The organism is Aeromonas sp. CU5 (assembly GCF_002586745.1).
GTDB lineage: Bacteria > Pseudomonadota > Gammaproteobacteria > Enterobacterales > Aeromonadaceae > Aeromonas > Aeromonas sobria.
This window is the reverse complement of sequence record NZ_CP023817.1, coordinates 1,546,008-1,569,626: the sequence shown is the minus strand read 5'-3', so window position 1 is coordinate 1,569,626 and position 23,619 is coordinate 1,546,008. Positions and strand designations below refer to the sequence as shown.

The following is a 23,619-nucleotide window of genomic DNA, read 5'->3' as shown; positions in this document are numbered from 1 at the left end:
GCAGCAGCGATAGCGGAAAAGCAAAAGGCGACTCGGGGAGTCGCCTTTTTGTTGGTCAGTGCCCGTTACGATTGAGCGGGCAGAGGGGAGCAGAGAGGGGCGCAAGATTGCCTGATCACCAGATCCGGATCAACGGTGATCAGGTGGTTCTCTACCTCCTCGCCGTTGATCCGCGCCAGCAGCCGGGTGACGGCCAGGCGTCCCAGCTCCTCTTTGGGCTGGTTGATGGTGGTGAGCGGTGGCGAGAGGTATTGGGCCAGCGCCACATTGTCATAGCCGACGATGGAGATATCCCGCGGTATCACAATGCCAGCCTGATGGGCGGCACTGATGGCCCCCATCGCCATCATGTCGTTACAGACAAAGAGTGCGGTCGGGCGTGCGGGGAGTGCCAGCAGCCGCTCCATGGCGGCAAAGCCGCTGGCGCAATCAAAGTCACCCTCCTGGATCCAGTCGTGATTGACGGTGAGACCCGACTCCAACAGTGCCTTTTCAAAGCCTGCCTGCCGCTGGTTGGCGGGAGCGCGACTCTGGGGGCCGGTGATGCAGCCGATGGCTGTATGGCCCAGCTCAATCAGATGACGGGTCGCGAGATAACCGCCGTGAAAAGAGTTGTCGGCGATCAGGTCCACATCCGCGCTGACCAGCCCCCAATCCATCACCACTACCGGCAGGCTCTTGAGCCAGTCAAGCTGGTTGAACACCTCTTGTTGCCCCTCGCTGCACATGATCAGCAGGCCATCTACCCGTTTGCGCAGCATCATCTTGAGGTAGGAAAGCGCCGTCTCGGCCTGCCCTTCGGTATTGCCTAGCATCAGGTTGTAGCCCTGCTCGAAGCAGTAGCGCTCCACCCCGCGCACCACCTCGGCAAAAAAGGGGTTGCTGGAGGTGGTGACCAGCATACCGATACTGTTGGTCTCCTTTACCTTGAGGCTGCGCGCCACCAGGCTCGGGGCGTAGTTGAGCTCGCGCATGGCGGTAAAGACCCGTTCGCGGGTTGCCTCACTGACGAAGCGGGTCTCGTTGATGACGTGGGAGATGGTGGTGGTAGAGACCTGGGCCCTCGCCGCTACCTCCTTGATATTGGCCATCAGCGCTCAGGAGCCGCTTGCGTCAGCAAGAAGGCATCCACCTCAGCTTTGCTGGGGATTGAGCTCTGGGCGCCGAATTTGGTGACCGAGAGCGCCGCCGCCCCGTGGGCAAAACGCACCGCGTCGCTGAACTCGGCACCGGCCAGTTCCGCCGCCAGCAGGGCGCCGTTGAAGGTATCGCCCGCAGCTGTGGTGTCTACTGCTTCGACCCGAAAACCCGGAATGAGCTGTTGCTGTTGCTCGTTGCTGCAATAGACCCCTTGGGAGCCCAGCGTGATCATTACGTCCGCAATCCCCATCTGGTGGAAGCGGGCCGCCGCCTCGCGGGCACTGGCTTCGTCGGTGACTTTTACGCCGGTCAGCAGCTCCGCTTCGGTCTGGTTGGGGGTGATGAGATCCACCAGCGCCAACAGGTCGCTCGAGAGCGGACGAGCGGGGGCGGGGTTGAGCACCACCCGGGTGCCGTGGGCACGGGCCAAACGTGCAGCTTCGAATACGCTTTCGAGCGGCACCTCCAGCTGCAGTAGCAGGGTATGGGCGTTGGCGATCATGGTTTCGTGGCGCTGTACAACGGCAGGGGAGAGCGCCCCGTTGGCTTCGGCAGAGATGCCGATGCTGTTCTCCCCCTCATCGCTGACATAGATGATGGCGATACCGGTGGGCAGGGTGTCGTCGAGTTCGACGGCGCTCACGTCGATGCCATCTTTGGCAAAGCCGGTTTTCATCTGGTGGCCGATGGCGTCATCACCGATACGGGCGATAAAGGAGACGGGGGCGCCGAGCCGCGCGGCGGCAACCGCCTGATTGGCCCCCTTGCCACCTGGGACCACCTGATAGCTGTGACCGGTCAGGGTTTCACCCGGACGGGGAAAGTGGGGTACGCGCAGCACATGGTCTGCATTGACACTGCCCAGAACGACGAGACGATTCATGTTGACTACTCCTGATGCATCTTGGCTTGAACACTTGCTAGGGTGAATCCAAGCCGGGAGGCACCGCGATTGAAAGGAAAAAGGGGAGGCGAGCCTCCCCAATGTTAATTACTTGCTGACCACTTGCAGCGGCACCGGAATGGATTTCTCTACCGGTTGACCCTTGAGCACCTTGTCGGCAGTTTCAACGCCAATGGCACCGATCAGTGCCGGTTGCTGGGCCACGGTGGCGGCCAGTTTACCTCTGGCTACCGCAGCTTTGCCATCATCAGTGCCGTCGAAGCCGACGATCATCACCTCTTTACCGGCAGCCTGTACCGCGCGGATGGCACCCAGCGCCATTTCGTCGTTCTGGGCAAACACGGCCTGTACGGTCGGGTGGGCCGCCAGCAGGTTTTCCATGACGTTCAGACCCTTGGTGCGGTCAAAGTCGGCCGGCTGGGAAGCGAGTACCTGCAGCTTGTTGGCGGCCACCGCCAGCGCAAAGCCTTCGCCACGGTCGCGGGCGGCGGAGGTACCGGCGATCCCTTCCAGCTGGATCACCTTGGCACCGGTACCCAGTTTCTCGGTGATGAAGTCACCGGCCAGCTTGCCACCGGCCACGTTGTCGGAGGCGATGTGGGCCTTGACCTCACCCTGCGCCGCGCCACGGTCCAAGGTCAGCACCGGGATGTTGGCCTTGTTGGCCAGACGGATGGCGTTGCCGACCGCTTCGGAGTCGGTGGGGTTGATCAGAATGGCACCGACCTTGCGTACGGTGAGATCTTCCATGTTGGAGAGCTCTTTGGCTGGGTCATTCTGGGAATCCAGCACCACCAGCTCGTAACCAAGCTCCTTGGCTTTGGCTTCGGCCCCCTCTTTCATGGTGACGAAGAAGGGGTTGTTGAGGGTGGAGACCACCATGGCCAGGGTTTGATCGGCGGCCTGGGCAGTGCCCAGCACGGACATGATGGCGGCAGCGAGCAGGGTATTGAGCTTTTTCATCATTTCATTCCTTGTGTGTGGCTGGTGTTACGTTGTTATCGATTGCTTTTGTTATCGACCATCACGGCGAGCAAAATCACACTGGCCTTGGCGATCATCTGGTAATAAGAGGATACGTCGAGCAGGTTGAGGGCGTTGTTGAGGAAGCCGATGATCAGTGCCCCAATCAGGGTCCCCATGATGCGGCCCTTGCCCCCCATCAGGCTGGTGCCACCCAGCACCACGGCGGCGATGGCATCCAGCTCGTAACCCATACCTGCCGTTGGTTGGGCAGAGGAGAGACGGGAGGTGACGATAAGACCCGCCAGCGCCGAGAGCGCGCCGCACAGACCATACACCGCCAGCTTCACCCGATCCACATTGATGCCTGAGAGGCGGGTAGCAGATTCGTTGCCGCCGAGGGCGTAGATGTAGCGACCGAGACGGGTGTGGTTGAGCATGAACCAGACCAGCAGGAAGACAATGGCCATCAACCAGATTGGGACCGGCAGGCCGAGCAGGTAACCGGTACCGAGCCAGGCAAAGTGATCGGCCCCCTCGCTAAAACCGGTGGAGATGGGGCGCCCCTCGGTATAGACCATGGTCACGCCGCGCAGGGCAGTCATGGTGACCAAGGTGGCGATGAACGCCTGCACCTTACCCTTGGCAATGATGAGGCCGCTGACGCCGCCAAGCAGGGCACCGGCACCCAGGGTGAGGGGCACCACCAGCCAGATCGGCAGCTCCATGGCCACCATGGTGGCCGCCAGCGCGCCGCACAGGGCCAGCACAGATCCGACTGACAGGTCGATACCGGCAGTAAGGATAACCAGCGTCATGCCGACCGCCATGATGGCGTTGACCGAGGTCTGGCGCAGAATGTTCAGCAGGTTATCGGCGGTGAAGAAGTTGGGACTCAGGAAGGAGACCACACCAATCAGCACCAGCAGGGCGACCAGGGATTTGTTCTCGATCCACCAGGCCTTGCTCATGACGCCACGGCGGGAAAGGGTTTGGGTTGTCATTGGGATGCCTCTTGCTCTGCTTGCCACTGTTTACCGACTGCCGCCGCCATCAGCTTCTCCTGATTGGCATCGCGGGTGTTGAACTCTGCGCTGATGCGCCCTTCGTGCATCACCATGATGCGATCACTCATGCCGAGCACTTCCGGCATCTCGGAGGAGACCAGAATGATGCTCATCCCCTCCTTCTTGAACTGGTTGATCAGCTGATAGATCTCCTTTTTCGCCCCCACGTCGACGCCGCGGGTCGGCTCGTCGAGGATCAGTACCTTGGGCCGGGTCAGCAGCCCCTTGGCGATGGCTACCTTCTGCTGGTTGCCGCCGGAGAGCAGCTTGATCAGCTGATCCTGACTCGGGGTCTTGATGTTGAACAGGCGCACATAGTCGCTCACCGCCTGTCGTTCGGCCTTGCCGTCGATCTTGCCGTGGCTGATGAACTCGTCGAGGGCGCAGAGGCTCATGTTTTCGCGCACCGACAGCTCCAGCACCAGTCCATCTCCTTTTCGATCTTCGGAGATATAGGCGATGCCTGCGGCCAGCCCATCCGCCGGGCTGCGCGGTACCAGCCCATGGCCGTCCACTTCCACTTCACCGGCGCTGATGGGGCTGGCGCCGTAGATAAGCTTCATCAGCTCGGTGCGGCCAGAGCCCATCAGGCCGCTGAAGCCCAAAATCTCCCCCTGACGCAGGGAGAAGTTCACCCCGCGCACGCCGGGGCCGGCCAGATTTTTCACCTGCAGGCTGACGGGGCCAAGCTCGCGCGCAAGACGCGGGTACTGCTCTTCCAACCGCCGACCCACCATCATCTCGATGATCTTGTCTTCGTCCAGATCGCTCACCGCCTTCTCGCCAATCCATTTGCCATCGCGCAGCACGGTGACCCGATCGCAGATCTGGAAGATCTCCTTGAGGCGATGGGAGATATAAACGATGCCGCAGCCCTGCTGGCGCAGCTCGCGGATAACCACAAACAGCTGCTCGGTCTCGGTGTCGGTCAGCGCATCGGTCGGTTCATCCATGATGATGACGCTGGCATCAAACGACAGCGCCTTGGCGATCTCCACCATCTGCTGTTCGCCAATGGAGAGATCCCCAAGCCGGGTATCCGGCCCATGTTTGACGCCGAGTCGGCCCAGCAGGCCGCTGGCCCGCTCGCGCAATTGTTTGTGGTCGATGCTGCCAAAACGGGTACGCGGTTCGCGACCCAGGAAGATGTTGGCGGCAATCGACAACTCCGGCAGCAGGTTCAGCTCTTGGTGGATGATGCTGATCCCCTGATCCTGAGAGTCGCGGGGGCCCTTGAAGTGGACCGGCTGACCGCGGTAGCTGACACTGCCCGCATCGGCCTGATAGATGCCGGTCAGCACCTTCATCAGGGTAGATTTACCAGCGCCATTTTCGCCAAGCAGGGCCATCACCTGACCGGGATAGACCCGCAGACCCGCTTCGTCGAGGGCGCGGACACCGGGAAAGGTCTTGACGATCCCGGTGAGCTCCAGAATGGGAGAAAGGGGCGAGGAGGAGGTTGTGCTCATTTGCAGCTTCCTTGAAGAGGCTTAAAACGCCACACCGGCGCAGAGGATCAGGTTGGCGTAGGGAGTCACCTCGCCGCTGCGCACGATCGCCTTGCTCTGACGGGAGCGGGTTTTGAACGCCTCGTGCAGGCAGTATTCGATGGTGATGGGCTTGCCCTGGGCGGCGGCGTGGGCCTCAAGCTGATCGACCAGCGCCTGATGGGCGGCGGGGCTGATCTGCTTGATCTCGCTCGCCATGATCACCTTCTCCACCACCAGATCGGTGAGCAGGGCGGTCAGTACGGTGCCAAGGTTGGGGGTGCCTGCCATCAGCGCCAGATCGATCCGCTCCGGACCTGCCGGAATGGGCAAGCCGGCATCGCAGACGGTGATCTCGTCGGTGTGGCCCATCTGTGCCACCAGAGCACTCAGGGGAGCATTGAGCAGTACGCCTCGTTTCATACAACACCTCATCAGGCCTTGGCCCGTCAATCTGTGAATCGCGGGGCAACCGGTTACGCAACCGGTTGCTTTGTGCTGCAAAGGTAGGCCATTTCGCGAAAAACGGCCACGGCAAAACAGCGGAAATGTGAAAACGATCGCAAAGGCGGGAGAAGAAGTGCAGGGGAGGAAGCAGGAAGGGTGTCAGCAGAGCCTGACACCTCTCTTTATTGATTTTATGGTTAGTTAGCCAGCGCCTTGGCGACCGCCAGGCGGGTCAGCATGCGCTGATAATGATCGGCAACCTTGGGGAATTCACTGATCTCGACCCCATCGCTTTTTAGCCAGCCAGCGACCACGAACAGGTAGATATCCGCCACGCTGAACTGTTCGCCGAGTACCCAGGGGCCTGCCAAATAGTGCCGCTCAATCTGATCAAAGCCATCGCGCATATTGCTGGCGACCTTCTGCTGCATGGCGGCAATGGCCTGCTCGTCATCGGCCCAGCGGCTGCCACGGCGACCGTGGGCGTGGGAGACATGAACGGTAGAGGCGAGGAAGCTGTTGACCTCCTGCATGCGGGCCAGCAGGAACGGATTGTCCAGCGGCGCCAGCTTGGCTGCGGGGAAGCGCTGCGCCACATAGAGCAGCAGAGCGGGGGTCTCGGTCAGGGTGCCCTGCTCGGTGATGAGGGCCGGTACGCGCCCTTTGGGGTTGATGGCAAGATAAGCGGGATCACGTTGCTCGCCGGCGGCGAGGTTGACGAGACGGGGTTGGAACGGGGCATTCGCTTCCAGCAGGGCAATCTGCACGGCCATGGCACAGGTGCCGGGAGCGAAAAAGAGGGTCAGATCGGACATGAATACTCCTGATTGGCTCAGGGCCACCCGCGATATCGGCGAAAGATTGCTCGCGCGGAACTACGGGTGGTCATGAAAAAAGAGAGAGGGCAACGTTTGCCCCCTAAACCAATCTACACCCCTGAGGGGTGATGAAAAAGCGCAGAATTAATCGGCCTTGGCCATCTTGTCGTTTGCACACACCCTAAGCCCCTCGGCCAAGAGCACGAGCCAACTGGTGCTGAGTTTGATGGGATCGCTAACGCTAAAGGGGCTGCAGTTGGTATTAAAAGGACTGGAGGCGCAATAGTGCTCCAGCCTCTTCACTTTCCGTCAGATTCTTTCAGGCTCGAAGAGGATCACCGAAATTATTACCAATAAGACAGAGTCTTATTCCCCATATAGCTTAATGTCCAACACATTGGCGATGGCACTGCCATTCCAATGGTATTCCAGATGCTGGGCTTGGTGGATCTTGGTGACGAGGCGGGGGCGATAGAGCACATGGCAGTTATGACCGCTGTGGCGCACAGAGCGGTAGTGGATACCGTCCATCCCCTTGGTTTTTTTCTGCTCTCAGGGTAAGACACTCACCGTCATAGGTCTCAAGGTCAAGGTTGGTGAGGATCCGCTTGCCATCGGATATTTTGCTGATATTGTTCAGCGCAACAATGACTTGTGGGTTGTTCATCATCCGCCAGTCTCGCTACTAACCAGTGGCCATCGGGTTGAAAAAGGGCCGAGTTCTATGCCGTGAGCACCTGAAATCGAAGGCTTTTTCGTCGAGTTTAACCCTGCGTGGTCAGGAAAAACGGCTACGAATAGCGGGCCAAACCGTTATAATGCGCCACCTGATTTGATCGTTTTCGATATTGGATAGTCAATTGAGTAATAAAATGCGTATTGGCGGCTCCCTTGAGCAGTCTCTGAACCAGGGTTATCGCCTTGATGTAAAAGCAGTCATCCAGGAGGGTTGGAAACAGACCCGCAGCAATGGACTCGGTCTGCTGCTGGCCACTGTCGGGGTGACGGCAATCTGGATCCTGTTCAGCAATACGTTGCTGGTGCCCTATCTTGGCGGCGACGATGAGCAGATGAATGTGGCCATGTTACTAAGCCTCCTTATCACCGTGGTCATGGCCCCCATGACCAGCTCCCTCGATATGTTGGGATTGCAGCAAGCGGTCGGGGTTCGGGCCCGGGCGAATCAGGTGTTCGACTTTTTCCGCCACTTTGTGCGCCTTGGCATGTTGAGCCTGCTGGGCAGCGCCTTGACCAGCCTGTTCGGGCCCTTGTTCGATCTGGTGGGATTGCCAGCGGTGCTGGCCTTTATTCCCTCGGCCCTGATCGGCATGGGGCTGGTGTTCACCGTACCGCTGGTGCTGGAACGTGGCCTGACGCCACCTCAGGCCATTTTGGTCTCTCTCAAGCTCTTTGTACGCGGTTGGCCCAGCATAGTGCTGTTTCACAGCGTGATGGCTGTACTGCTGTTGGTGGCGCTGATCCCCATGGGGTTGGGTCTTATCTGGGTGGCACCGCTCTACTTTAACTGTAAGGGGATCCTCTATCGCGATCTCTGCGGAGTGGGGGTAGAGGTCAATGAGGTGACAGAAGGCCCCAACCATTTCAATGCATGATGCAAAAGGATCTTGAATGACTCGTTATGGAGTGACCTCGGCCGTGCGCCATACCCTGCTGGCCAGTCTGTTGTTGCCAGCCGTGGCGATGGCCGCGCCGACGCTGGATCTGCAATACAGCACCTTCTACAGCCAGATGAAGACTTTTGCCAAGGGCGAGTTTGGCCACGCTAGGCTGGGCTTTTATCTGACCGATCCGCAAAATGGTCAGCTTTGTGGTCTGGTCTCCGCTCGGGTGTCCACCCAGGACAAGCAGGTGCCCGCCGAAGTGACGGTAGACAGCGAGCTGCGGTTGCCATTTGATAATGACTTGAACCTCGACAAAGGCACAGTGGTGGTCACCCTCAAGGAGCCTCATAAGAGCTGCGATCTGGCGGTGCAGGTGATGGCCGATGCACCGAACGGGCCCGAACTGCCGCTGGCGGAGCTGGCGGCCCGTCAGCAACAGATGCAGTCACTGCTCGACAAGATGGCGGGGATGGTCGGCAAGCACTTCTTGCCGAAGATGGAGGGGGTGCGGATTGCACTGGTTGAACCAAGTGGCACTGCGTACCTCAAGGATGGCGATCGTCAAGAGGCGCTTCCCTGGCAGCATGGGCAGTTGCTACTGAGCAACGAGCAGCTGACAGACTTCGCCGCCGGGCAGCTGATGGTGCAGGGCGAGGTGTTGCGACTGACCCCCTGGCTGCACAAGGGCTGATGCCGGTGGCGCTGTCACGCCAGTGACAGGTACATCAAGAAAGCAAAAAAGGAGCGATAATCGCTCCTTTTTTATTGGGTGGCGTTTGCCATGTGATAGCGGCTTAGCGCACTTCAATCACATCCAGCATGTCCATCTCGTCGATGTCCAGCAGCGGGGCCTTTGGCAGCTCGGGCGGATCAAACGCCTTGTCACCACCATCGATGATGCCGGAGTCGCGGTTGATGCTCTTGAAGTCAAACAGCTTGTGATCGAGCAGGTGGCTCGGGATCACGTCCTGAATGGCGGTGAACATGGTTTCGATACGGCCGGGGAAGCGGCGATCCCAATCCTGCATCATCTGCTTGATGGCTTGACGCTGCAGATTCTCCTGGGAGCCGCACAGGTTGCACGGGATGATGGGGAAGGATTTCACCTCGGCATAGCGAATGAGATCTTTCTCTTTGCAGTAGGCCAGCGGTCGGATCACCACGTTCTTGCCATCGTCGCTCACCAGCTTGGGCGGCATGGACTTGAGCTTGCCACCGTAGAACATGTTGAGAAACAGGGTCTCGAGGATGTCGTCACGGTGGTGACCGAGGGCAATCTTGGTGCAGCCCAGCTCCAGGGCGGTGCGGTACAGAATACCGCGGCGCAGCCGTGAGCAGAGTGCGCAGGTGGTTTTGCCTTCCGGTACCTTATCCTTGACGATGGAGTAGGTATCTTCCTCGACAATCTTGTACTCGATGCCGAGTGAGGCGAGGTATTCAGGCAGCACATGCTCGGGAAAACCGGGCTGTTTCTGATCAAGATTGACCGCTATCAGATCAAAATGAATAGGGGCGCTGGCTTTGAGGCTCATCAGTATGTCGAGCATACCGAAGCTGTCCTTGCCGCCGGAGAGGCAGACCATGACCTTGTCGCCCTCTTCAATCATGTTGAAGTCGGCAATGGCCTGACCCACGTTGCGCCGCAGGCGCTTTTGCAGTTTGTTAAAACTGTATTTATCTTTGGCGTTCAGCTCTTCTAGCATGCTCGTAAAACCCGGGACACAAATAAGCGCGTTATTATAGCCATGTCCCGGGGGAGGGCAAGATACCTCGCGCAAAGGCGCGTTACGATTGCGTGCTACGGCTGTCGATCGGGCAGCTGTAATCGGCCGGTTTGAGGATCAAAATGTCGCACGATAGCCGGTCAATCACATGTTCGGCGGTATTGCCGAGCAAGGCGGCAGAGAGACCGGTTCGACCGACACACCCCATGATCATCAAGGTCGCCTTGAGATCTTCGGCCATGTCCGGCAGCACCTCTTCAGGTAGCCCCTCTGCTACCCGGGTCCAGAGAGGACCGATCCCGAACTTGTCGGCATGGGCGAGCATCAGGCTTTCATGGTGCTTGCGGATTGCCTCGTTGTAGGCGTTGGGGTCAAACTCGGGTAGCTCGATGGCTACATTGACCGGCGTTCCCGGGTAGGTATTGACCAGATAGAGGTTGGATCCGAGCAGTTCGGCGATATCGCTGCCCTCTTGGGTGATCCGTTCGTTGAGCAGTTTCTGATCGAGGTCGTCGCTTGAGCAGTTGATGGCGGCGATGATATTGCCATCCCGCCGCCAGAGCCCTTCTTTGACCAGCAGCACAGGGCAGGGACATTTGCGCAGCAGATGCCAGTCGGTCGGGGTAAAAATGAAGGTTTGCAGGAAGCTGTGATGATGGGTCGCTTTGACCACCAGATCGTGGCGCTGTTCCAGCACTTCCTGAATGATGCATTCGAAGGGGCGATTGTGCCAGATCACTTTCACTTCACAGTTGATCCCCTTTGCCCGATAGGGGGTGAGGATCTCGTCCAGCCATTCACGTCGTTGTGAAATGACGCCATGACGCATCTCTTGCCGTTCGTCCACTGACAGCATGGCAGTCATTTCATACGAGAAGTCATAGATGGTGAGCAGCAGGGTCAGATGGGCATTTTCGTCCAGCTCGGCGACCTTCACTGCCCGTTCGAGGGCGATTTGACGCTCCTCCTCCGGGTTGATAACCACCAGAATATTTTGATATTTGACCATCTTCTCCTCCTTGGAAAAGTCCAATGACAGCAGAATCTTAGCTTCTATAGCTTAGCGCAGGAGGAGGGGGGCTGGAATGTACCGGATCACATTCAGGGGAAAGGATCCGGCAGATAAAGAGAAGAAAAGAGGGGAAATGTGGCGAAATCAGCCGCAGGCAGGACGTGTCGCGCCTGCCATCACGCCGAGCGCAACCTGATCGAGTACTGTGATGTATTTGCCTTTGACGCCGATAAGCCCCGATTTTTGGAAACGACCTAGCAGTCGACTGATGGTCTCGACGGTAAGACCCAGATAGTTACCGATATCGCCTCGGGTCATGGCCAGTCGAAACTCTTTGGCAGAGAAGCCGCGCTCGGAAAAGCGTACCGACAGGTTGTGCAAGAAGGCGGCCAGCCGCTCTTCGGCATTTTTCTTGGAGAGCAGCAGGATCATCTCCTGATCGCCCATTATTTCGTTGCTCATCAGCCGCATTATCTGCTGACGCAGCTTGGGCATTTTGCCAGACAGATCATCGAGTATTTCAAACGGGATTTCGCACACCATGGCCGTTTCCAGCGCCTGGGCGAAGGAGGGATGTGCTTGTCGGTGAATGGCATCGAACCCCACCAGATCCCCTGCCAGATGAAACGCGGTTATCTGCTCATCCCCTTGCTCGGTGATGGTATAAGACTTGATGGTCCCGGAACGAATGGCATAGAGCGATTTGAACTCATCACCGGCCTTGAACAGTTCTTCACCCTTCTGGATCGGCTTTTTACGCTCGATGATGCTATCCAGCTGATCAAGCTCATTCTCGTTCAGGGTAAAGGGGATGCAGAGCTGACTTATGCTGCAATCCTGGCAATGAATTGCACAGCCACCGCTCTGGATACGTCTGCCTGGTTTCTTTTCCGGGATCATAGGCTCATACGAATAATTGATTTATATCAAACAAGTTTACCATCAACTCATCCGTTTTGGATAGGGTTTCAAAAGGAAGCAATGCCAATCCACAGGGTATGCACTCCGAACAAAATGAGCAGCAGGGCACCGCCAAGGCGCAAACTGCGCAGGGTAAGCCAGTATCTCAGGCGATCGGCAAGCCCCCCCAGCGCAAACAAGGTGGGTAGGGTACCGAGACCAAAAAAGAGCATGATCAGCGCTCCGCCACTGGCCGAACCAGCCGCCGCGCTCCAGGTCAGCATGGAGTAGACCAGCCCGCAGGGCAGCCAGCCCCACACCATACCAAAGGGCAGCGCCTGCAGCGGTGAGGTGAAGGGGAGAAACTTGCCCGCCAGCGGTTTGATATGGGGCCACAGCCTGGCGCCGAGCCGTTCCAGCAGCAAGACTCCCTGCCACCAGCCCGCCAGATAGAGGCCAAGTGCAATCATCAACAATGCTGCCACGAGGCGTAATCCGGCGATGGCGTGTTTGCCCGCGCCAAGTTCGCTGGTGGTCGCCAGCAGTCCACCCACCAGCGCACCAGCCATCACATAACTCAGGATCCGGCCGAGGTTGTAGTTGAGCAGATAAGCGAGCCGCCCCCAGAAGTGCTGCTTGTTGGCAGGGATGGCCATGGATAGCGCGGCAGAAACGCCACCGCACATGCCGATACAGTGCGCGGAGCCTGCCAGTCCTACCAGCAGGGCGCCGGCCAGATCAAGGCTGTGAGTCATGGTCAGCAGGCTTTGCGGGTTTGCGGGCGGGTTGATCTTCGTCAAACAGGATGTTGGAACCTTGCCGGTCGAGATCTTCAAACTGCTCGGAGCGAATGGCCCAGAAGAACACCACCCCGGCGATGATCACAAACAGGATGGCGATGGGGATAAGGACAAAAATTATGTTCATGAGAGGTACCCAAGTATTCATCTTTGGCAAGCGTCCCCTATGGTAACCCTGTTCGGGCAGGGGGCCAGCCGCTATCAGTTAGAAATGTGGCCTGCATCGGAGGCAGGCCACATTTGCACCTATTTATCTGACGGTTTGCTTATCGGTTGAGACGCATGGAGTTGGTCACCACGATGAGTGAACTGAGTGACATGCCCGCCGCCGCCAGATAGGGGGGCAGCCAGCCGCAGGCCGCCAACGGTAACACCAGCAGGTTGTAGCCGATGGACCAGCTGAAGTTCTCGATGATGATCTTGCGGGTACGCATTGCCAGCACTCTGGCGCCGAGCAGTCGGCTCAAGTCATCGGCCAGCAGGATGGCATCGGCGCTGTTCTTCGCCAGATCGGTGCCGCCCGCCATGGCAAACGAGGCGTGTGCCCCGGCCAGCACGGGGGCGTCGTTGATGCCATCGCCCACCATGATGCTGATATCCCCTTGGGCTTCACGGGCCTTGAGGTAGGCCAACTTGCCATCGGGTGAAACCCCCTTGACCAGCTCGTCGACACCCAGCTCGCGGGCAATCTCGTCTGCTTGCAGAGAGCTGTCCCCCGTGAGTACGGTGGTTTGCAGACCGGCCGCCTTGAATGCCGTGATCAGCGCCTTGGCATCGGGGCGCAGGGTATCTTCCAGATTGAAACGGGCCAATACCTGCTGCTCGTCGGCCAGATAGATAGCCAGACTGCGGCCGCGCTCTTGCGCCGGATCCAGCCCGAGCCAGCGCGCGCTGCCGATGCGGTAGCGTGCGCCGTCCACCAGCGCCGTGATGCCATGACCGATGACAGGGCTGATGTCTGTGGTATGGGGCAGCACAGTAACGCTATCGGCGGGCAGCAGGAAGGCGCGGGCAATCGGGTGTTCGGATTGCGCTTCCAGTGCTCTGGCGATGGCGAGGCAATGCGTCTCGTCAACCTCTGCCAATGTGGTGATACCCGTCAGGCTTATTTCGCCGGTCGTTAACGTGCCGGTCTTGTCCATCACGATCCGGTTGGCTTTGGTCAGAATATCCAGGACATGGCCCCGGCGCAGCAAAACACCATTACGAGTCAGATTGGCGGTGGCGGAGGTCAGTGCCGTCGGGGTGGCCAGTGACAGGGCGCAGGGGCAGGTGGCGACCAGCACGGCGAGGGTTATCCAGAACGCCTGCTCCGGTTGGTGAAAGTGCCAGAAGGTCCAGACCGCCGCGGCAATGATCAGCAGTACCAGAATAAAGTGGCGTGACAGCTTATCCGCCATCTGGGCGATGGCAGGTTTATCGTCAAGGGCATGATCTTGCAGTCGCATGATCTGGGCGATCCGCGACTCTTCGATACGGTGGCTGACCCGGATCTGCAGCGGTGCATCGGTGTTGATGGTGCCGGCATAGACCTGATCATCACGCTGTTTGAGCAGAGGCAGCTGCTCGCCAGTCAGCATGGATTCGTTGAGGCTGGCTTGCCCTTCAATAATGATGCCGTCGGCCGGCAAGGTCGCACCGGCCAGCACCCGTACCCGATCGCCGACCTGCAAGGTCTTGGCCGCCACCTCATGTTCCCCTTCATCATCGATGCGGGTCGCCATGATGGGTACCAGCCGCGCCAGGTTGGAGCTCGATTCCGACGCCTTGCGCCGGGCCCGCAACTCGAGAAAACGGCCCAGCAACAGGAAGAAGACGAACATGGTGATGGAGTCGTAATAGACCTCACCGGTATTGAACACGGTGGCCCACATGGAGGCGACAAAAGCACCGATCAGCGCCAGCGACACCGACACATCCATCGACAGATGACCCTGTTTCAAACTACGCCAGGCATTGATGTAAAAGGGCTGGGCCGAGTAGATCATGATGGGGGTGGAGAGCAACAGGCTGATCCACTTGAAGTAGACCATGAACTCCTCTTCGACGCTGATGAAAAGATCCATGTAGAGGGCCACAGCGCACATCATCACCTGCATCGAGCCCAGGCCTGCCAGTGCCAGCCGGAACATGTAGCTGCGCACCTCTTTGGCGTAGAGCGCTTCCTGTTGATGGGCCTGAAACGGGTAGGCACGATAGCCAATCTGGGCGAAGCCCTTGAGGATGTCGCTGAGAGATAGCTGGGCGGGATCCCATTTGATGCGAGCGCGATGGGTGGTGGTGTTGACGTTGATATAGCGCAGGCCGCTTAACGTCATCAGGTGGCGCTCGATAAGCCAGGCACAGGCGGCGCAGGTGAGCCCCTCAACCGTCAGCTGGATTTCGCGGATTGTCTGGCTACCAGTGCCGCTGTCGGTGACAAACTCCTGCTGTATCTCGGCCAGATCGTAGTGGCTGAGGGCGGCCAGCTCCTCGGGCACCAGATCTCCCCTGGTGCCGGGGGCGGTGCGGTGATCGTAGTAACTGGCGAGACCGCACTCCATGATGGTTTCCGCCACCGCCTGACAGCCGGGGCAGCACATGGGGCGGACTATCCCCTTGATCTCCAGCGCATAGTGACTATTGGCGGGTACTGGCTCACTACAATGGAAGCAAGAGGTCATGGTTTATGGCCCCCTGAATGAAGAATGCGAGCAGCAGGGTCGATGGCAAGCACCGGCTCGCCACAGTGAGAACAGCCGGTCATGGCTTAGCGTCCTTTCGGATCGAGTTCGACAGGTGACTGGGTTGGCAGTTGTACCGTCTCTTGCAAGCGCCACTGGTGATCGAAGGCATCGACCCGGATATGCCATTTTCCGACCAGCGGCTTGTCGAAATGGAAGCGATAGGTGCCACTGGCATCGGCGGTGATCAGGTGTTCGCTATCCTGTCCGGCCAAAGTCGGGTGGAACAATGAGAGATAAAGAGCTTGCCCGGCGGGAATATCGCCGCTGATGGGTTTGAGAGTCAGCTCGTGACCGTCAACCTGCAGCCCAAAGCGGATATTGAGGGCTTCGGAGCGGTCAAACTTGCTCAAGTCCTGATTGATCTCTTTCCCTTGTTTGTAATAGTCCTCGGCCACCAGATTGACGCCATCTTTACTGGCAATAATGGCGGTGGCGATGCCTGCGATCACCGCTGTGCTTGGCAGGGCGATGATAAACCAGGGCCAGAATTGGCGATACCATGGCGTGATGATGGGCTGGGTCATGATTGCTACTACCGTGAAACGAATGATTAACGTGGAAGATGGTGTTTACGCAACACAAGATAACAAAAAGCCTCGAGTAGTCGAGGCTTTTTGCTGTGTAATCACGTGTTTATCACATGTTACATCTTTATGGGCGAACCTTATTTGGCAGACTGCTGATGAGACAGACTGTAAACGTAGGAGGCCAGCAGGTGGACCTTGTCCTCACCCAGAATGTCTTTCCAGGCAGGCATCACGCCGTGGCGACCGTGGGTGATAGTCTGTACCACCACTTCGCGGGAACCACCGTAGAGCCATGTGTTGTTGGTCAGGTCTGGCGCACCGACGGCGATACCCCCCTTGGCATCGGCCCCGTGGCAGGCAGCGCAGATGGTAAAGCGGGCTTCACCTTTCTTCGCTTCCACCAGGTCGACCTTGCGACCGGAGAGGCTTAGCACATAGGATGCTACTTCTTGCACGCCATCCTTGCCGAGGATTTCACCCCAGGCAGCCATTATCCCCTGACGACCGCCCATGATGGTGGTCTTGATATTATCCGGCTGACCGCCCCATTGCCATTCGCTGTCGGTCAGGTTCGGGAAACCGCGACCACCACGGGCATCGGAGCCGTGACACTGGGAACAGTTCTGCAGGAACAGGCGCTGACCCACTTTGAGTGCCTCCGGATCCTTGGCAATCTCGGTAATGGCACGATAGGTTTTGCCATCCGCTTCATAGGTGAGTTCACGGAACTTGGCACCATAGAGCTCGTCAGCCTTGGCCACTTCACGGTCATACTCCACCGCACGACCTTCACTCTTGGCTGATTCATTTGCCGATTTGGACTCTGCCAGCGAACGTACATCCTGGTTGGAGCTCTGCCAGCCCAGCACGCCCTTCCAGTTGCCCAGTCCCGGGAAGGCGACCAGATAAATCAGACCGGTGACGATGAAAAAGAGGAACATATAGGTCCACCATTGGGGCAGTGGGTTATTCAGTTCTTCAATTCCGTCGAAGCTGTGTCCCATGGACTTGCCTTCTTCGACACCCATTTTGTCCTTGAGGCACCACACCAACAGGATCACACAACCCAGAATGGTTCCCAGGGTTATGACGGTTACAAAAATGCTAAACAGAGTGCTCATTATTGCTTCGCTCCTGCGTTCTTGTTATCAGCACCGGGTTGCTCATCATCGGCAAAAACCAGATTGGCAGCCTCGTCGAAAGAGGTCTTGCGGCGTTTGCTATAGGCCCAGACGATGATGCCAATCATGATGGCCATCAACAGCAGGGTATAGAGACCGCGAAATGTGCCGTAGTCCATCATCGCCTCCTTATTTCAGGGCATGACCCAGTGATTGCAGATAAGCCACCAGTGCATCCAGTTCGGTCTTGCCCTTGACGGCATCAGTAGCACCCTGGATGTCGGCATCGCTATAAGGCACGCCGAAGTGATCGCGAAACAGCGCCAGTTTCTTGCCCGTCAACTCGCCGGTCAGCACTGTGGTATCAAGCCAGGGATAACCGGGCATATTGGACTCTGGCACCACATCGCGCGGATTGATCAAGTGAGCGCGATGCCAGTCATCAGAGTAACGTCCGCCCACCCGGGCCAGGTCAGGACCAGTACGCTTGGAGCCCCACAGGAAGGGGTGCTCCCAGACGCTTTCACCGGCCACAGAGTAGTGACCGTAACGTTCGGTTTCAGCGCGGAACGGACGGATCATCTGGCTGTGGCAGTTGGTGCAGCCTTCGCGGATGAAGACATCGCGTCCTTCCATCTGCAGTGCGGTATAGGGCTTGAGGCCCTCAACCGGCTCGGTGGTCTGCTTTTGGAAGAACAGCGGGGTAATTTCAACCAGGCCTCCCAGACTGATGGCGAAAATGATGCCGACCACCAGCAATGGGACGTTCTTTTCAAAGATCTCGTGACGGTTATTGTTGCTCATGCTTGGACCTCTGCATTCAGGCTGGCTGGGCCACAGGTTCCAGGGAACCTTTGGGGGCGGTGATAGTGCGATAAGCGTTGTAGGCCATCAGCAACATGCCGGTGACGAAGAAGCAGCCACCCAGGAAGCGCACAAAGTAGAAGGGGTAGGATGCCTCAAGGGCCTCAACGAAGCTGTAGGTCAAGGTGCCATCCTCGTTGACCGCACGCCACATCAGCCCCTGCATCACACCGGAAATCCACATGGCAACGATGTAGAGCACTGTGCCCACGGTCGCCAACCAGAAGTGCACGTTGATCAGGCGAACGCTATACATACGCCCTTGCTCAAACAGGTTCGGGATCAGATGGTAAACCGCACCGATAGAGACCATGGCAACCCAACCCAGCGCACCGGAGTGCACGTGACCTACGGTCCAGTCGGTGTAGTGGGAGAGGGCATTGACGGTTTTGATCGCCATCATCGGGCCTTCGAAGGTTGACATGCCGTAGAACGACAGTGACACGATCAGGAAGCGCAGGATGGGGTCATAACGCAGTTTGTGCCAGGCACCGGAGAGGGTCATGATGCCGTTGATCATGCCGCCCCAGGAGGGCACGAACAGGATCAGGGACATCACCATGCCCAGAGACTGAGCCCAGTCAGGCAGCGCGGTGTAGTGCAGGTGATGGGGACCGGCCCAGATATAGAGGGAGATCAGTGCCCAGAAGTGCACGATTGAGAGGCGATAGGAGTAAACCGGACGGCCCGCCTGCTTGGGCACGAAGTAGTACATCATGCCAAGGAAGCCGGCAGTCAGCAGAAAGCCCACCGCGTTATGGCCGTACCACCACTGCACCATGGCATCCATTGCGCCGGAGTACATGGAGTAGGACTTGGTCATGCTGAGGGGCACAGACATGCTGTTGACGATATGCAGCACGGCCACCGTGATGATAAAGGCGCCAAAGAACCAGTTCGCCACATAGATGTGGGAGGTGTTACGTGTCATCAGGGTACCGAAGAACACAATGGCATAGGCAACCCAGACCAGGGTAATGGCGATATCAATCGGCCACTCCAGCTCGGCATACTCTTTGCCACCAGTCATGCCTAGCGGCAGGGTAATGGCGGCAGAAATGATGATCGCCTGCCAGCCCCAGAACACGAAGGAGGCGAGACGGCCACCGAACAGCCTGGTTTGACAGGTGCGTTGCACCACATAAAAGGAGGTGGCCATCAGTGCGCTGACACCGAAGGCGAAGATCACTGCGTTGGTGTGGAGGGGCCGCAGGCGACTGTAAGTCAGCCAGGGAGTCTCGAAGTTGAGGGCAGGCCAGATCAACTGGGCTGCGATCAGTACGCCAACCGACATGCCGACAATTCCCCAGACAATCGTCATGACGGTAAACTGGCGAACAACGGTGTAGTTGTACTCAGGGTGGTTTGTTGTATGGCTCATCGTTATATTCCGCTTCCGATGCTGCTGTTGTTTGGTTTTGTATCCGGACAACCGGACTGGCTTCATCGAACTACCGCCCTCGCTTGTTAACACCTGTTAACGAAAGGAAAAGCAAAAGATAGTTAAATGAAAACTTCATGGGAATGATACTGAACTGACAGGTAAAATAACAGTATAAACAGTGATATATTTGGCTCCGCCGCGCCCCGTTTTTAGGGCTCTTTACCTTGTCCGAGATCACAAAAATACTATTTTTATTACACCTTATCGGGGCTGTTTGAATGAAAGAGAAATTGAGTGCACGTAAAGTATTCCACCTCTCACTGGTGCTGGCGCTACTGTTGGCGTTGGTGGCCTATCGCACCTGGTTTTCGGTTGATAACAGTGCAACGGTTGATCAGATAAAAGATCAGATTTGTGATCTTTCCCACAGCAGTTGCAGCGAATTGATTGGTGGCAAGTCGTTGACCGCGGCGATTAGTGAGTTACCGGTACGTGCAGAACAGGACTTTGTCGTGCGCCTGACAGGTGGTGATCCGGCCATCAAGCCGGTAAAAGCCTGGCTCGAAGGCAGAGATATGTTTATGGGCACCATTCCGGTGAGCTTTGAACAAATAGCCGGGGGATGGCAGGGCACCACTTTGGTGGGGAGTTGCACCTCTTCCATGATGGTGTGGCTACTCAATATTAAATGGAGCAATGGACAACGTCAGCAATTAGTGCTGTCAGTGGCGCGGGAATAACGCCACCGTGGCTGATGGTTACCGTGAAAAAATATTTGAAATTTTCCTGTCAGGCGTTACCTTGCCTGCAAGCCACAGGGAGTGAAATCGATTTAATCATGATTGAAAAAACACAGTTTTACCGCACCTTCAACCGGCAAGCCAAGGCGCTGCTTGAGGGGGAAACCGATCTGATTGCCAATTTGGCCAACCTGTCAGCGCTACTTGGACAGGAACTGACCGACATCAACTGGGTTGGTTTTTATCTGTTGCAAGGGGACAGCCTGGTGTTGGGACCATTTCAGGGCAAACCGGCCTGCGTGCGCATTCCGGTCGGTCGTGGTGTATGTGGTACTGCAGTCGCAGAGGGCAAGACCCAGCTGGTGGACGATGTGCATCAGTTCGACGGGCATATTGCCTGTGACGGGGCCAGTAACGCTGAAATTGTCATTCCGGTGCGCCGTGGTGGCGAGATCATCGGGGTGTTGGATATCGATAGTCCGATTTTTAACCGTTTCGACCAGCAAGACCGGATTGGACTCGAAGAAACAGTACAAATTTTGGAAAGCATGCTTTAAGTCATTGCTAGATGGTTCGCAAAAGGCCCCAAGCTCTCTATAATGGGGCCTTTGTTGTGCTCGGGTTATGCCCGTGCGTTTATATGAAAGCCAAGGTTATACATGGAAAACACTGAGAAGCTGAAGAACAGTAAAGAGATCGTTGCCTACCTGGTCGAGAAATTCCCGGCCTGCTTCGTTGCTGAAGGAGAGGCCAAGCCGCTCAAGATTGGCATCTTCCAGGATTTGGCCGAGCGTCTTGCTGACGATGCCAGAGTCTCCAAGACCATGCTGCGTTCTGCACTGCGTCAATACACCTCCAGCTGGCGCTATCTGCACGGCCTCAAAGCTGGCCAGGCTCGTGTAGACCTGGACGGTAACCCGGGCGAAGTGCTGACCGAAGAGCACATCGAGCATGCCAAGCAAGCGCTCAAAGAAAGCAAAGAGCGTGTGTTTGCCAGCCGTCGCACCAACACCAAAGAGAAAGAGAAGGACGAAAAGGCTAAAAAGCCCCGCCGTCCTGCTGCGCGTAAAGCTGAAAAGGCTGACGTAGCTGCCAAGCCGAAGGTTGAAGCCAAAGCGCCGGTAGCAGAAGCGCCGCTGGTCAAAGTGGATGCCGCTACGCTGAAAGTGGGGCAGGATGTACGTGTCGTCATGGGCAGGTTCCCGGTTCCGGCAACTATCAAGGAAGTGACCAAGGATGATGTGCAGGTCCAACTGCAGACTGGCATGATGGTGCGGGTCAAATCAGAGCACTTGGTTCTCTAAGGAGACAAATGTTGAAGCATGGCGTAATTCGTTTTTCCCTCGTTGCCTGTAGCCTGGCGCTTGCCGGGCTTGCACAGGCCATCGAGCCGGTGCTCAAGGAGAGTGATTTGCCTGTGTTGGCTCAAGAGAGCCAACATGCTACGGCCAGCAAGCGAATTGCCAATCTGTTTACCCGCTCGCACTACAAACAGTTCAAGCTGGATGATGCCTTTTCCTCCGTTGTTTTTGACAAATATCTGGAGAATCTGGACTACAGCCGCAATCTGTTTTTGGCCTCTGACATCAGCCGTTTTGACAAATACCGTAATGGTTTTGACACCGACCTCGAGAGAGGCCGTCTGGCACCTGCCTACGAGATGTTCAACCTGAGTCAGCAACGGCGTTATGAGCGGTTCGAATACGCCCTCAAACTGCTTGATACTCCTTTTGATTTTACCCAGACCGACAACTATCAGTTTGATCGGGAAGGGGCGGCTTGGCCCAAGGACGAAGGCGAACTCAATGAGTTGTGGCGCCAACGGGTCAAGTTCGATGCCCTGAGCCTCAAGCTCAGTGGCAAGGAGTGGCCCGAGATCAAGGAGCTGCTTGGCAAGCGTTACAACAACGCCATCAAGCGGATGTCCCAGACCGAGAGCGAGGATGTGTTCCAGCTCTTCATGAACTCCTTCGCTCGCGCCATCGAACCGCATACCAGTTATCTCTCTCCGCGTAATGCCGATCGTTTCAACACCGAGATGAACCTCTCGCTGGAAGGCATTGGTGCTGTATTGCAGGCCGAAGATGACTTTACCGTCATCCGCTCCCTGGTGCCCGGTGGTCCGGCTGCCAAATCTACCCATCTCAAGGCCGATGACAAGATCACCGGTGTTGGTCAGGAAGATGGCAAGATTGTCGATGTGATTGGCTGGCGTCTTGATGACGTGGTCGAGCTCATCAAAGGGCCGAAAGGGAGCAAGGTGAAGCTGGAGATCCAGCGTGGCAAAGGTGCTGCACTCAAAACCGAGCAGGTCGAGCTGATCCGCGACAAGGTGCGCCTCGAAGATCGTGCGGCCAAGTCAAAGGTAGTCACTGCCGAAGGCAAGAAGATCGGTGTCATCGAGATCCCCAGCTTCTACGTCAATCTCCACGACGACGTGATCAAGGAGCTCTCCAGCCTCAACAAGCAAAAGATCGATGGTCTGATCATCGATCTGCGCGGTAATGGCGGTGGTGCCCTGACCGAAGCCTCTGCCTTGAGCGGGCTGTTCTTCGCCAGCGGTCCCGTGGTGCAAATTCGTGATCACATGGGCCGTATCACGGTCAATGGCGATGACGATGGCAACGTCTACTACGGCGGCCCCATGTCGGTGATGATCGATCGGTACAGCGCCTCGGCGTCCGAGATCTTTGCTGCTGCCATGCAAGATTATGGCCGCGCCCTGATCCTGGGTGAAAACTCGTTCGGCAAGGGCACGGTGCAGCAGCATCGCAGCCTCGCCAAGGTCTATGACTTCTACGAGCAGCCGCTGGGTCACGTGCAATACACCATCGCCAAGTTCTACCGGATCGACGGTGGCAGCACCCAGAACAAGGGCGTTGCGCCGGATATCAGCTTCCCGACGCCGGTTGCTCCGCAAGAGACGGGTGAAAGCCGCGAGTTTAATGCGTTGCCGTGGGACAAGATTGCCTCCGCCAACTACCAGAGGCTCGGTAACTTCACCAGTCAGCTGCCCAAACTGCAGTCGGCTCATGAGGCCCGGATCGCCAAGGATCCTGAATTTGCTTATGTGATGCAGGACATCGCCGACTACAAGGAGGAGAAAGACAAGAAGTCGGTCTCCCTCAACGAGGCGGAGCGTGTTGCAGAGCAGGCGAAACAGGATGAGAAAGCACTTAAACGTACTAACGAGCGTCTTGCTCGTCTTGGTAAGCCGGCGGTGAAGAGTCTGGATGAACTGCCCGCTGATTTTGAAGCGCCCGATGAGTATCTCATCGAAGCGGCCAACATCACGTCGGATCTGGTCAAGTCCAGTAAGCGCAGCTGAACAAACTAACATAATGAACAAGGGCGACTCCGGTCGCCCTTTCTT

At 57.4% G+C, this 23,619-nt stretch carries 25 protein-coding genes and 1 pseudogene; 7 read left to right on the top strand and 19 right to left on the bottom strand.

Annotated features, from left to right (window positions below; all coding sequences use genetic code 11):
- Window positions 1-65 precede the first annotated feature (65 nt).
- The 7 genes from CK911_RS06985 to CK911_RS06955 all read right to left on the bottom strand — a co-directional run bounded on the left by CK911_RS06985 (window position 66) and on the right by CK911_RS06955 (window position 6,823).
- Window positions 66-1,091: a substrate-binding domain-containing protein gene (locus CK911_RS06985; RefSeq protein WP_068978891.1), complete on the bottom strand. Its 1,026-nt coding sequence runs from the start codon at window positions 1,089-1,091 to the stop codon at window positions 66-68.
- Window positions 1,091-2,023 carry a ribokinase gene (rbsK, locus tag CK911_RS06980; protein WP_098969442.1) on the bottom strand — a complete coding sequence of 311 codons (933 nt, stop codon included), beginning with the start codon at window positions 2,021-2,023 and terminating at the stop codon, window positions 1,091-1,093. Before rbsK ends, CK911_RS06985 begins: the two co-directional genes overlap by 1 nt.
- Window positions 2,024-2,131: 108 nt before the next feature.
- Entirely contained in the window at window positions 2,132-3,007 is an 876-nt protein-coding gene (rbsB, locus tag CK911_RS06975; protein ID WP_042023335.1) for a ribose ABC transporter substrate-binding protein RbsB, read from the bottom strand.
- Window positions 3,008-3,042: 35 nt separating this feature from the next.
- The gene (rbsC, locus tag CK911_RS06970; RefSeq protein ID WP_042023338.1) at window positions 3,043-4,011 is read right to left on the bottom strand and encodes a ribose ABC transporter permease; all 969 of its coding nucleotides are present in this window, start codon (window positions 4,009-4,011) and stop codon (window positions 3,043-3,045) included.
- Window positions 4,008-5,543 carry a ribose ABC transporter ATP-binding protein RbsA gene (rbsA, locus tag CK911_RS06965; protein ID WP_098969441.1) on the bottom strand — a complete coding sequence of 512 codons (1,536 nt, stop codon included), beginning with the start codon at window positions 5,541-5,543 and terminating at the stop codon, window positions 4,008-4,010. The genes rbsC and rbsA overlap by 4 nt, the downstream gene beginning before the upstream one ends.
- 21 nt (window positions 5,544-5,564) lie before the next feature.
- Window positions 5,565-5,984: a D-ribose pyranase gene (gene rbsD / locus CK911_RS06960; protein ID WP_098969440.1), complete on the bottom strand. Its 420-nt coding sequence runs from the start codon at window positions 5,982-5,984 to the stop codon at window positions 5,565-5,567.
- A 221-nt stretch (window positions 5,985-6,205) separates the two neighbouring features.
- A complete protein-coding gene (locus CK911_RS06955) occupies window positions 6,206-6,823 on the bottom strand; it encodes a glutathione S-transferase family protein (protein WP_098969439.1) in 618 nt (205 codons plus the stop codon).
- Between the two features lie 151 nt (window positions 6,824-6,974).
- On the opposite strand from CK911_RS06955, the pseudogene CK911_RS21645 reads away from it, so the two are divergent.
- Window positions 6,975-7,112 (top strand): annotated as a pseudogene (locus CK911_RS21645) (transcriptional regulator); the annotation flags it as partial.
- Window positions 7,113-7,192: 80 nt separating this feature from the next.
- Here the strand turns inward: CK911_RS21645 and CK911_RS06945 are convergent.
- Window positions 7,193-7,357 carry an RES family NAD+ phosphorylase gene (locus tag CK911_RS06945; protein WP_253860390.1) on the bottom strand — a complete coding sequence of 55 codons (165 nt, stop codon included), beginning with the start codon at window positions 7,355-7,357 and terminating at the stop codon, window positions 7,193-7,195.
- Window positions 7,358-7,698: 341 nt separating this feature from the next.
- On the opposite strand from CK911_RS06945, the gene CK911_RS06935 reads away from it, so the two are divergent.
- Together CK911_RS06935 and CK911_RS06930 are read left to right on the top strand one after the other, a co-directional pair.
- A complete protein-coding gene (locus CK911_RS06935; RefSeq protein WP_042023344.1) occupies window positions 7,699-8,439 on the top strand; it encodes a hypothetical protein in 741 nt (246 codons plus the stop codon).
- Between the two features lie 16 nt (window positions 8,440-8,455).
- Complete coding sequence (locus CK911_RS06930) at window positions 8,456-9,139, top strand: DUF2987 domain-containing protein (protein WP_042023346.1); 684 nt, start codon at window positions 8,456-8,458, stop codon at window positions 9,137-9,139.
- A gap of 103 nt (window positions 9,140-9,242) precedes the next feature.
- Here the strand turns inward: CK911_RS06930 and ttcA are convergent, their stop codons facing one another.
- The 11 genes from ttcA to ccoN form a co-directional block, all read right to left on the bottom strand.
- Window positions 9,243-10,151 (bottom strand): tRNA 2-thiocytidine(32) synthetase TtcA, encoded by a 909-nt coding sequence (ttcA, locus tag CK911_RS06925; RefSeq protein ID WP_042023349.1) that lies wholly within the window; start codon window positions 10,149-10,151, stop codon window positions 9,243-9,245.
- An 82-nt stretch (window positions 10,152-10,233) separates the two neighbouring features.
- Window positions 10,234-11,181 (bottom strand): universal stress protein UspE, encoded by a 948-nt coding sequence (uspE, locus tag CK911_RS06920; RefSeq protein ID WP_098969437.1) that lies wholly within the window; start codon window positions 11,179-11,181, stop codon window positions 10,234-10,236.
- A 147-nt stretch (window positions 11,182-11,328) separates the two neighbouring features.
- Entirely contained in the window at window positions 11,329-12,084 is a 756-nt protein-coding gene (locus CK911_RS06915) for an FNR family transcription factor (RefSeq protein ID WP_042023353.1), read from the bottom strand.
- Window positions 12,085-12,152: 68 nt separating this feature from the next.
- Entirely contained in the window at window positions 12,153-12,839 is a 687-nt protein-coding gene (locus CK911_RS06910; protein ID WP_098969436.1) for a sulfite exporter TauE/SafE family protein, read from the bottom strand.
- Window positions 12,823-13,011 carry a cbb3-type cytochrome oxidase assembly protein CcoS gene (gene ccoS / locus CK911_RS06905; protein ID WP_042023359.1) on the bottom strand — a complete coding sequence of 63 codons (189 nt, stop codon included), beginning with the start codon at window positions 13,009-13,011 and terminating at the stop codon, window positions 12,823-12,825. Before ccoS ends, CK911_RS06910 begins: the two co-directional genes overlap by 17 nt.
- Window positions 13,012-13,150: 139 nt before the next feature.
- Window positions 13,151-15,547: a heavy metal translocating P-type ATPase gene (locus tag CK911_RS06900; protein ID WP_098969435.1), complete on the bottom strand. Its 2,397-nt coding sequence runs from the start codon at window positions 15,545-15,547 to the stop codon at window positions 13,151-13,153.
- Window positions 15,548-15,633: 86 nt separating this feature from the next.
- Window positions 15,634-16,134 carry a FixH family protein gene (locus CK911_RS06895; RefSeq protein WP_172953973.1) on the bottom strand — a complete coding sequence of 167 codons (501 nt, stop codon included), beginning with the start codon at window positions 16,132-16,134 and terminating at the stop codon, window positions 15,634-15,636.
- 140 nt (window positions 16,135-16,274) lie between these two features.
- The gene (ccoP, locus tag CK911_RS06890) at window positions 16,275-17,258 is read right to left on the bottom strand and encodes a cytochrome-c oxidase, cbb3-type subunit III (protein WP_098969434.1); all 984 of its coding nucleotides are present in this window, start codon (window positions 17,256-17,258) and stop codon (window positions 16,275-16,277) included.
- A complete protein-coding gene (locus tag CK911_RS06885; RefSeq protein WP_068978880.1) occupies window positions 17,258-17,437 on the bottom strand; it encodes a CcoQ/FixQ family Cbb3-type cytochrome c oxidase assembly chaperone in 180 nt (59 codons plus the stop codon). Before CK911_RS06885 ends, ccoP begins: the two co-directional genes overlap by 1 nt.
- A gap of 10 nt (window positions 17,438-17,447) precedes the next feature.
- Window positions 17,448-18,062 carry a cytochrome-c oxidase, cbb3-type subunit II gene (gene ccoO / locus CK911_RS06880; RefSeq protein ID WP_068978879.1) on the bottom strand — a complete coding sequence of 205 codons (615 nt, stop codon included), beginning with the start codon at window positions 18,060-18,062 and terminating at the stop codon, window positions 17,448-17,450.
- 16 nt (window positions 18,063-18,078) lie between these two features.
- Complete coding sequence (gene ccoN / locus CK911_RS06875) at window positions 18,079-19,503, bottom strand: cytochrome-c oxidase, cbb3-type subunit I (protein WP_068978878.1); 1,425 nt, start codon at window positions 19,501-19,503, stop codon at window positions 18,079-18,081.
- A gap of 281 nt (window positions 19,504-19,784) precedes the next feature.
- Between ccoN and CK911_RS06870 the strand changes: the two genes are divergently transcribed.
- From CK911_RS06870 to prc, 4 genes are all read left to right on the top strand, one after another.
- Window positions 19,785-20,246 (top strand): hypothetical protein, encoded by a 462-nt coding sequence (locus CK911_RS06870; protein WP_098969433.1) that lies wholly within the window; start codon window positions 19,785-19,787, stop codon window positions 20,244-20,246.
- A gap of 98 nt (window positions 20,247-20,344) precedes the next feature.
- On the top strand, window positions 20,345-20,803 hold the full coding sequence (locus CK911_RS06865; protein WP_098969432.1) for a GAF domain-containing protein: 459 nt from the start codon (window positions 20,345-20,347) through the stop codon (window positions 20,801-20,803).
- Window positions 20,804-20,905: 102 nt separating this feature from the next.
- Entirely contained in the window at window positions 20,906-21,550 is a 645-nt protein-coding gene (gene proQ, locus CK911_RS06860; protein WP_068978875.1) for an RNA chaperone ProQ, read from the top strand.
- An 8-nt stretch (window positions 21,551-21,558) separates the two neighbouring features.
- A complete protein-coding gene (gene prc / locus CK911_RS06855; protein ID WP_098969431.1) occupies window positions 21,559-23,574 on the top strand; it encodes a carboxy terminal-processing peptidase in 2,016 nt (671 codons plus the stop codon).
- The last annotated feature ends 45 nt before the right edge of the window (window positions 23,575-23,619 follow it).

Excerpts from the sequence above, each read along its gene's own strand:
- CK911_RS06985 (WP_068978891.1), bottom strand. The coding sequence starts at position 1,091 with ATGGCCAATATCAAGGAGGTAGCGGCGAGGGCCCAGGTCTCTACCACC.
- rbsK (WP_098969442.1), bottom strand. The coding sequence starts at position 2,023 with ATGAATCGTCTCGTCGTTCTGGGCAGTGTCAATGCAGACCATGTGCTG.
- rbsB (WP_042023335.1), bottom strand. The coding sequence starts at position 3,007 with ATGAAAAAGCTCAATACCCTGCTCGCTGCCGCCATCATGTCCGTGCTG.
- rbsC (WP_042023338.1), bottom strand. The coding sequence starts at position 4,011 with ATGACAACCCAAACCCTTTCCCGCCGTGGCGTCATGAGCAAGGCCTGG.
- rbsA (WP_098969441.1), bottom strand. The coding sequence starts at position 5,543 with ATGAGCACAACCTCCTCCTCGCCCCTTTCTCCCATTCTGGAGCTCACC.
- rbsD (WP_098969440.1), bottom strand. The coding sequence starts at position 5,984 with ATGAAACGAGGCGTACTGCTCAATGCTCCCCTGAGTGCTCTGGTGGCA.
- CK911_RS06955 (WP_098969439.1), bottom strand. The coding sequence starts at position 6,823 with ATGTCCGATCTGACCCTCTTTTTCGCTCCCGGCACCTGTGCCATGGCC.
- CK911_RS06945 (WP_253860390.1), bottom strand. The coding sequence starts at position 7,357 with ATGGACGGTATCCACTACCGCTCTGTGCGCCACAGCGGTCATAACTGC.
- CK911_RS06935 (WP_042023344.1), top strand. The coding sequence starts at position 7,699 with ATGCGTATTGGCGGCTCCCTTGAGCAGTCTCTGAACCAGGGTTATCGC.
- CK911_RS06930 (WP_042023346.1), top strand. The coding sequence starts at position 8,456 with ATGACTCGTTATGGAGTGACCTCGGCCGTGCGCCATACCCTGCTGGCC.
- ttcA (WP_042023349.1), bottom strand. The coding sequence starts at position 10,151 with ATGCTAGAAGAGCTGAACGCCAAAGATAAATACAGTTTTAACAAACTG.
- uspE (WP_098969437.1), bottom strand. The coding sequence starts at position 11,181 with ATGGTCAAATATCAAAATATTCTGGTGGTTATCAACCCGGAGGAGGAG.
- CK911_RS06915 (WP_042023353.1), bottom strand. The coding sequence starts at position 12,084 with ATGATCCCGGAAAAGAAACCAGGCAGACGTATCCAGAGCGGTGGCTGT.
- CK911_RS06910 (WP_098969436.1), bottom strand. The coding sequence starts at position 12,839 with ATGACTCACAGCCTTGATCTGGCCGGCGCCCTGCTGGTAGGACTGGCA.
- ccoS (WP_042023359.1), bottom strand. The coding sequence starts at position 13,011 with ATGAACATAATTTTTGTCCTTATCCCCATCGCCATCCTGTTTGTGATC.
- CK911_RS06900 (WP_098969435.1), bottom strand. The coding sequence starts at position 15,547 with ATGACCTCTTGCTTCCATTGTAGTGAGCCAGTACCCGCCAATAGTCAC.
- CK911_RS06895 (WP_172953973.1), bottom strand. The coding sequence starts at position 16,134 with ATGACCCAGCCCATCATCACGCCATGGTATCGCCAATTCTGGCCCTGG.
- ccoP (WP_098969434.1), bottom strand. The coding sequence starts at position 17,258 with ATGAGCACTCTGTTTAGCATTTTTGTAACCGTCATAACCCTGGGAACC.
- CK911_RS06885 (WP_068978880.1), bottom strand. The coding sequence starts at position 17,437 with ATGGACTACGGCACATTTCGCGGTCTCTATACCCTGCTGTTGATGGCC.
- ccoO (WP_068978879.1), bottom strand. The coding sequence starts at position 18,062 with ATGAGCAACAATAACCGTCACGAGATCTTTGAAAAGAACGTCCCATTG.
- ccoN (WP_068978878.1), bottom strand. The coding sequence starts at position 19,503 with ATGAGCCATACAACAAACCACCCTGAGTACAACTACACCGTTGTTCGC.
- CK911_RS06870 (WP_098969433.1), top strand. The coding sequence starts at position 19,785 with ATGAAAGAGAAATTGAGTGCACGTAAAGTATTCCACCTCTCACTGGTG.
- CK911_RS06865 (WP_098969432.1), top strand. The coding sequence starts at position 20,345 with ATGATTGAAAAAACACAGTTTTACCGCACCTTCAACCGGCAAGCCAAG.
- proQ (WP_068978875.1), top strand. The coding sequence starts at position 20,906 with ATGGAAAACACTGAGAAGCTGAAGAACAGTAAAGAGATCGTTGCCTAC.
- prc (WP_098969431.1), top strand. The coding sequence starts at position 21,559 with ATGTTGAAGCATGGCGTAATTCGTTTTTCCCTCGTTGCCTGTAGCCTG.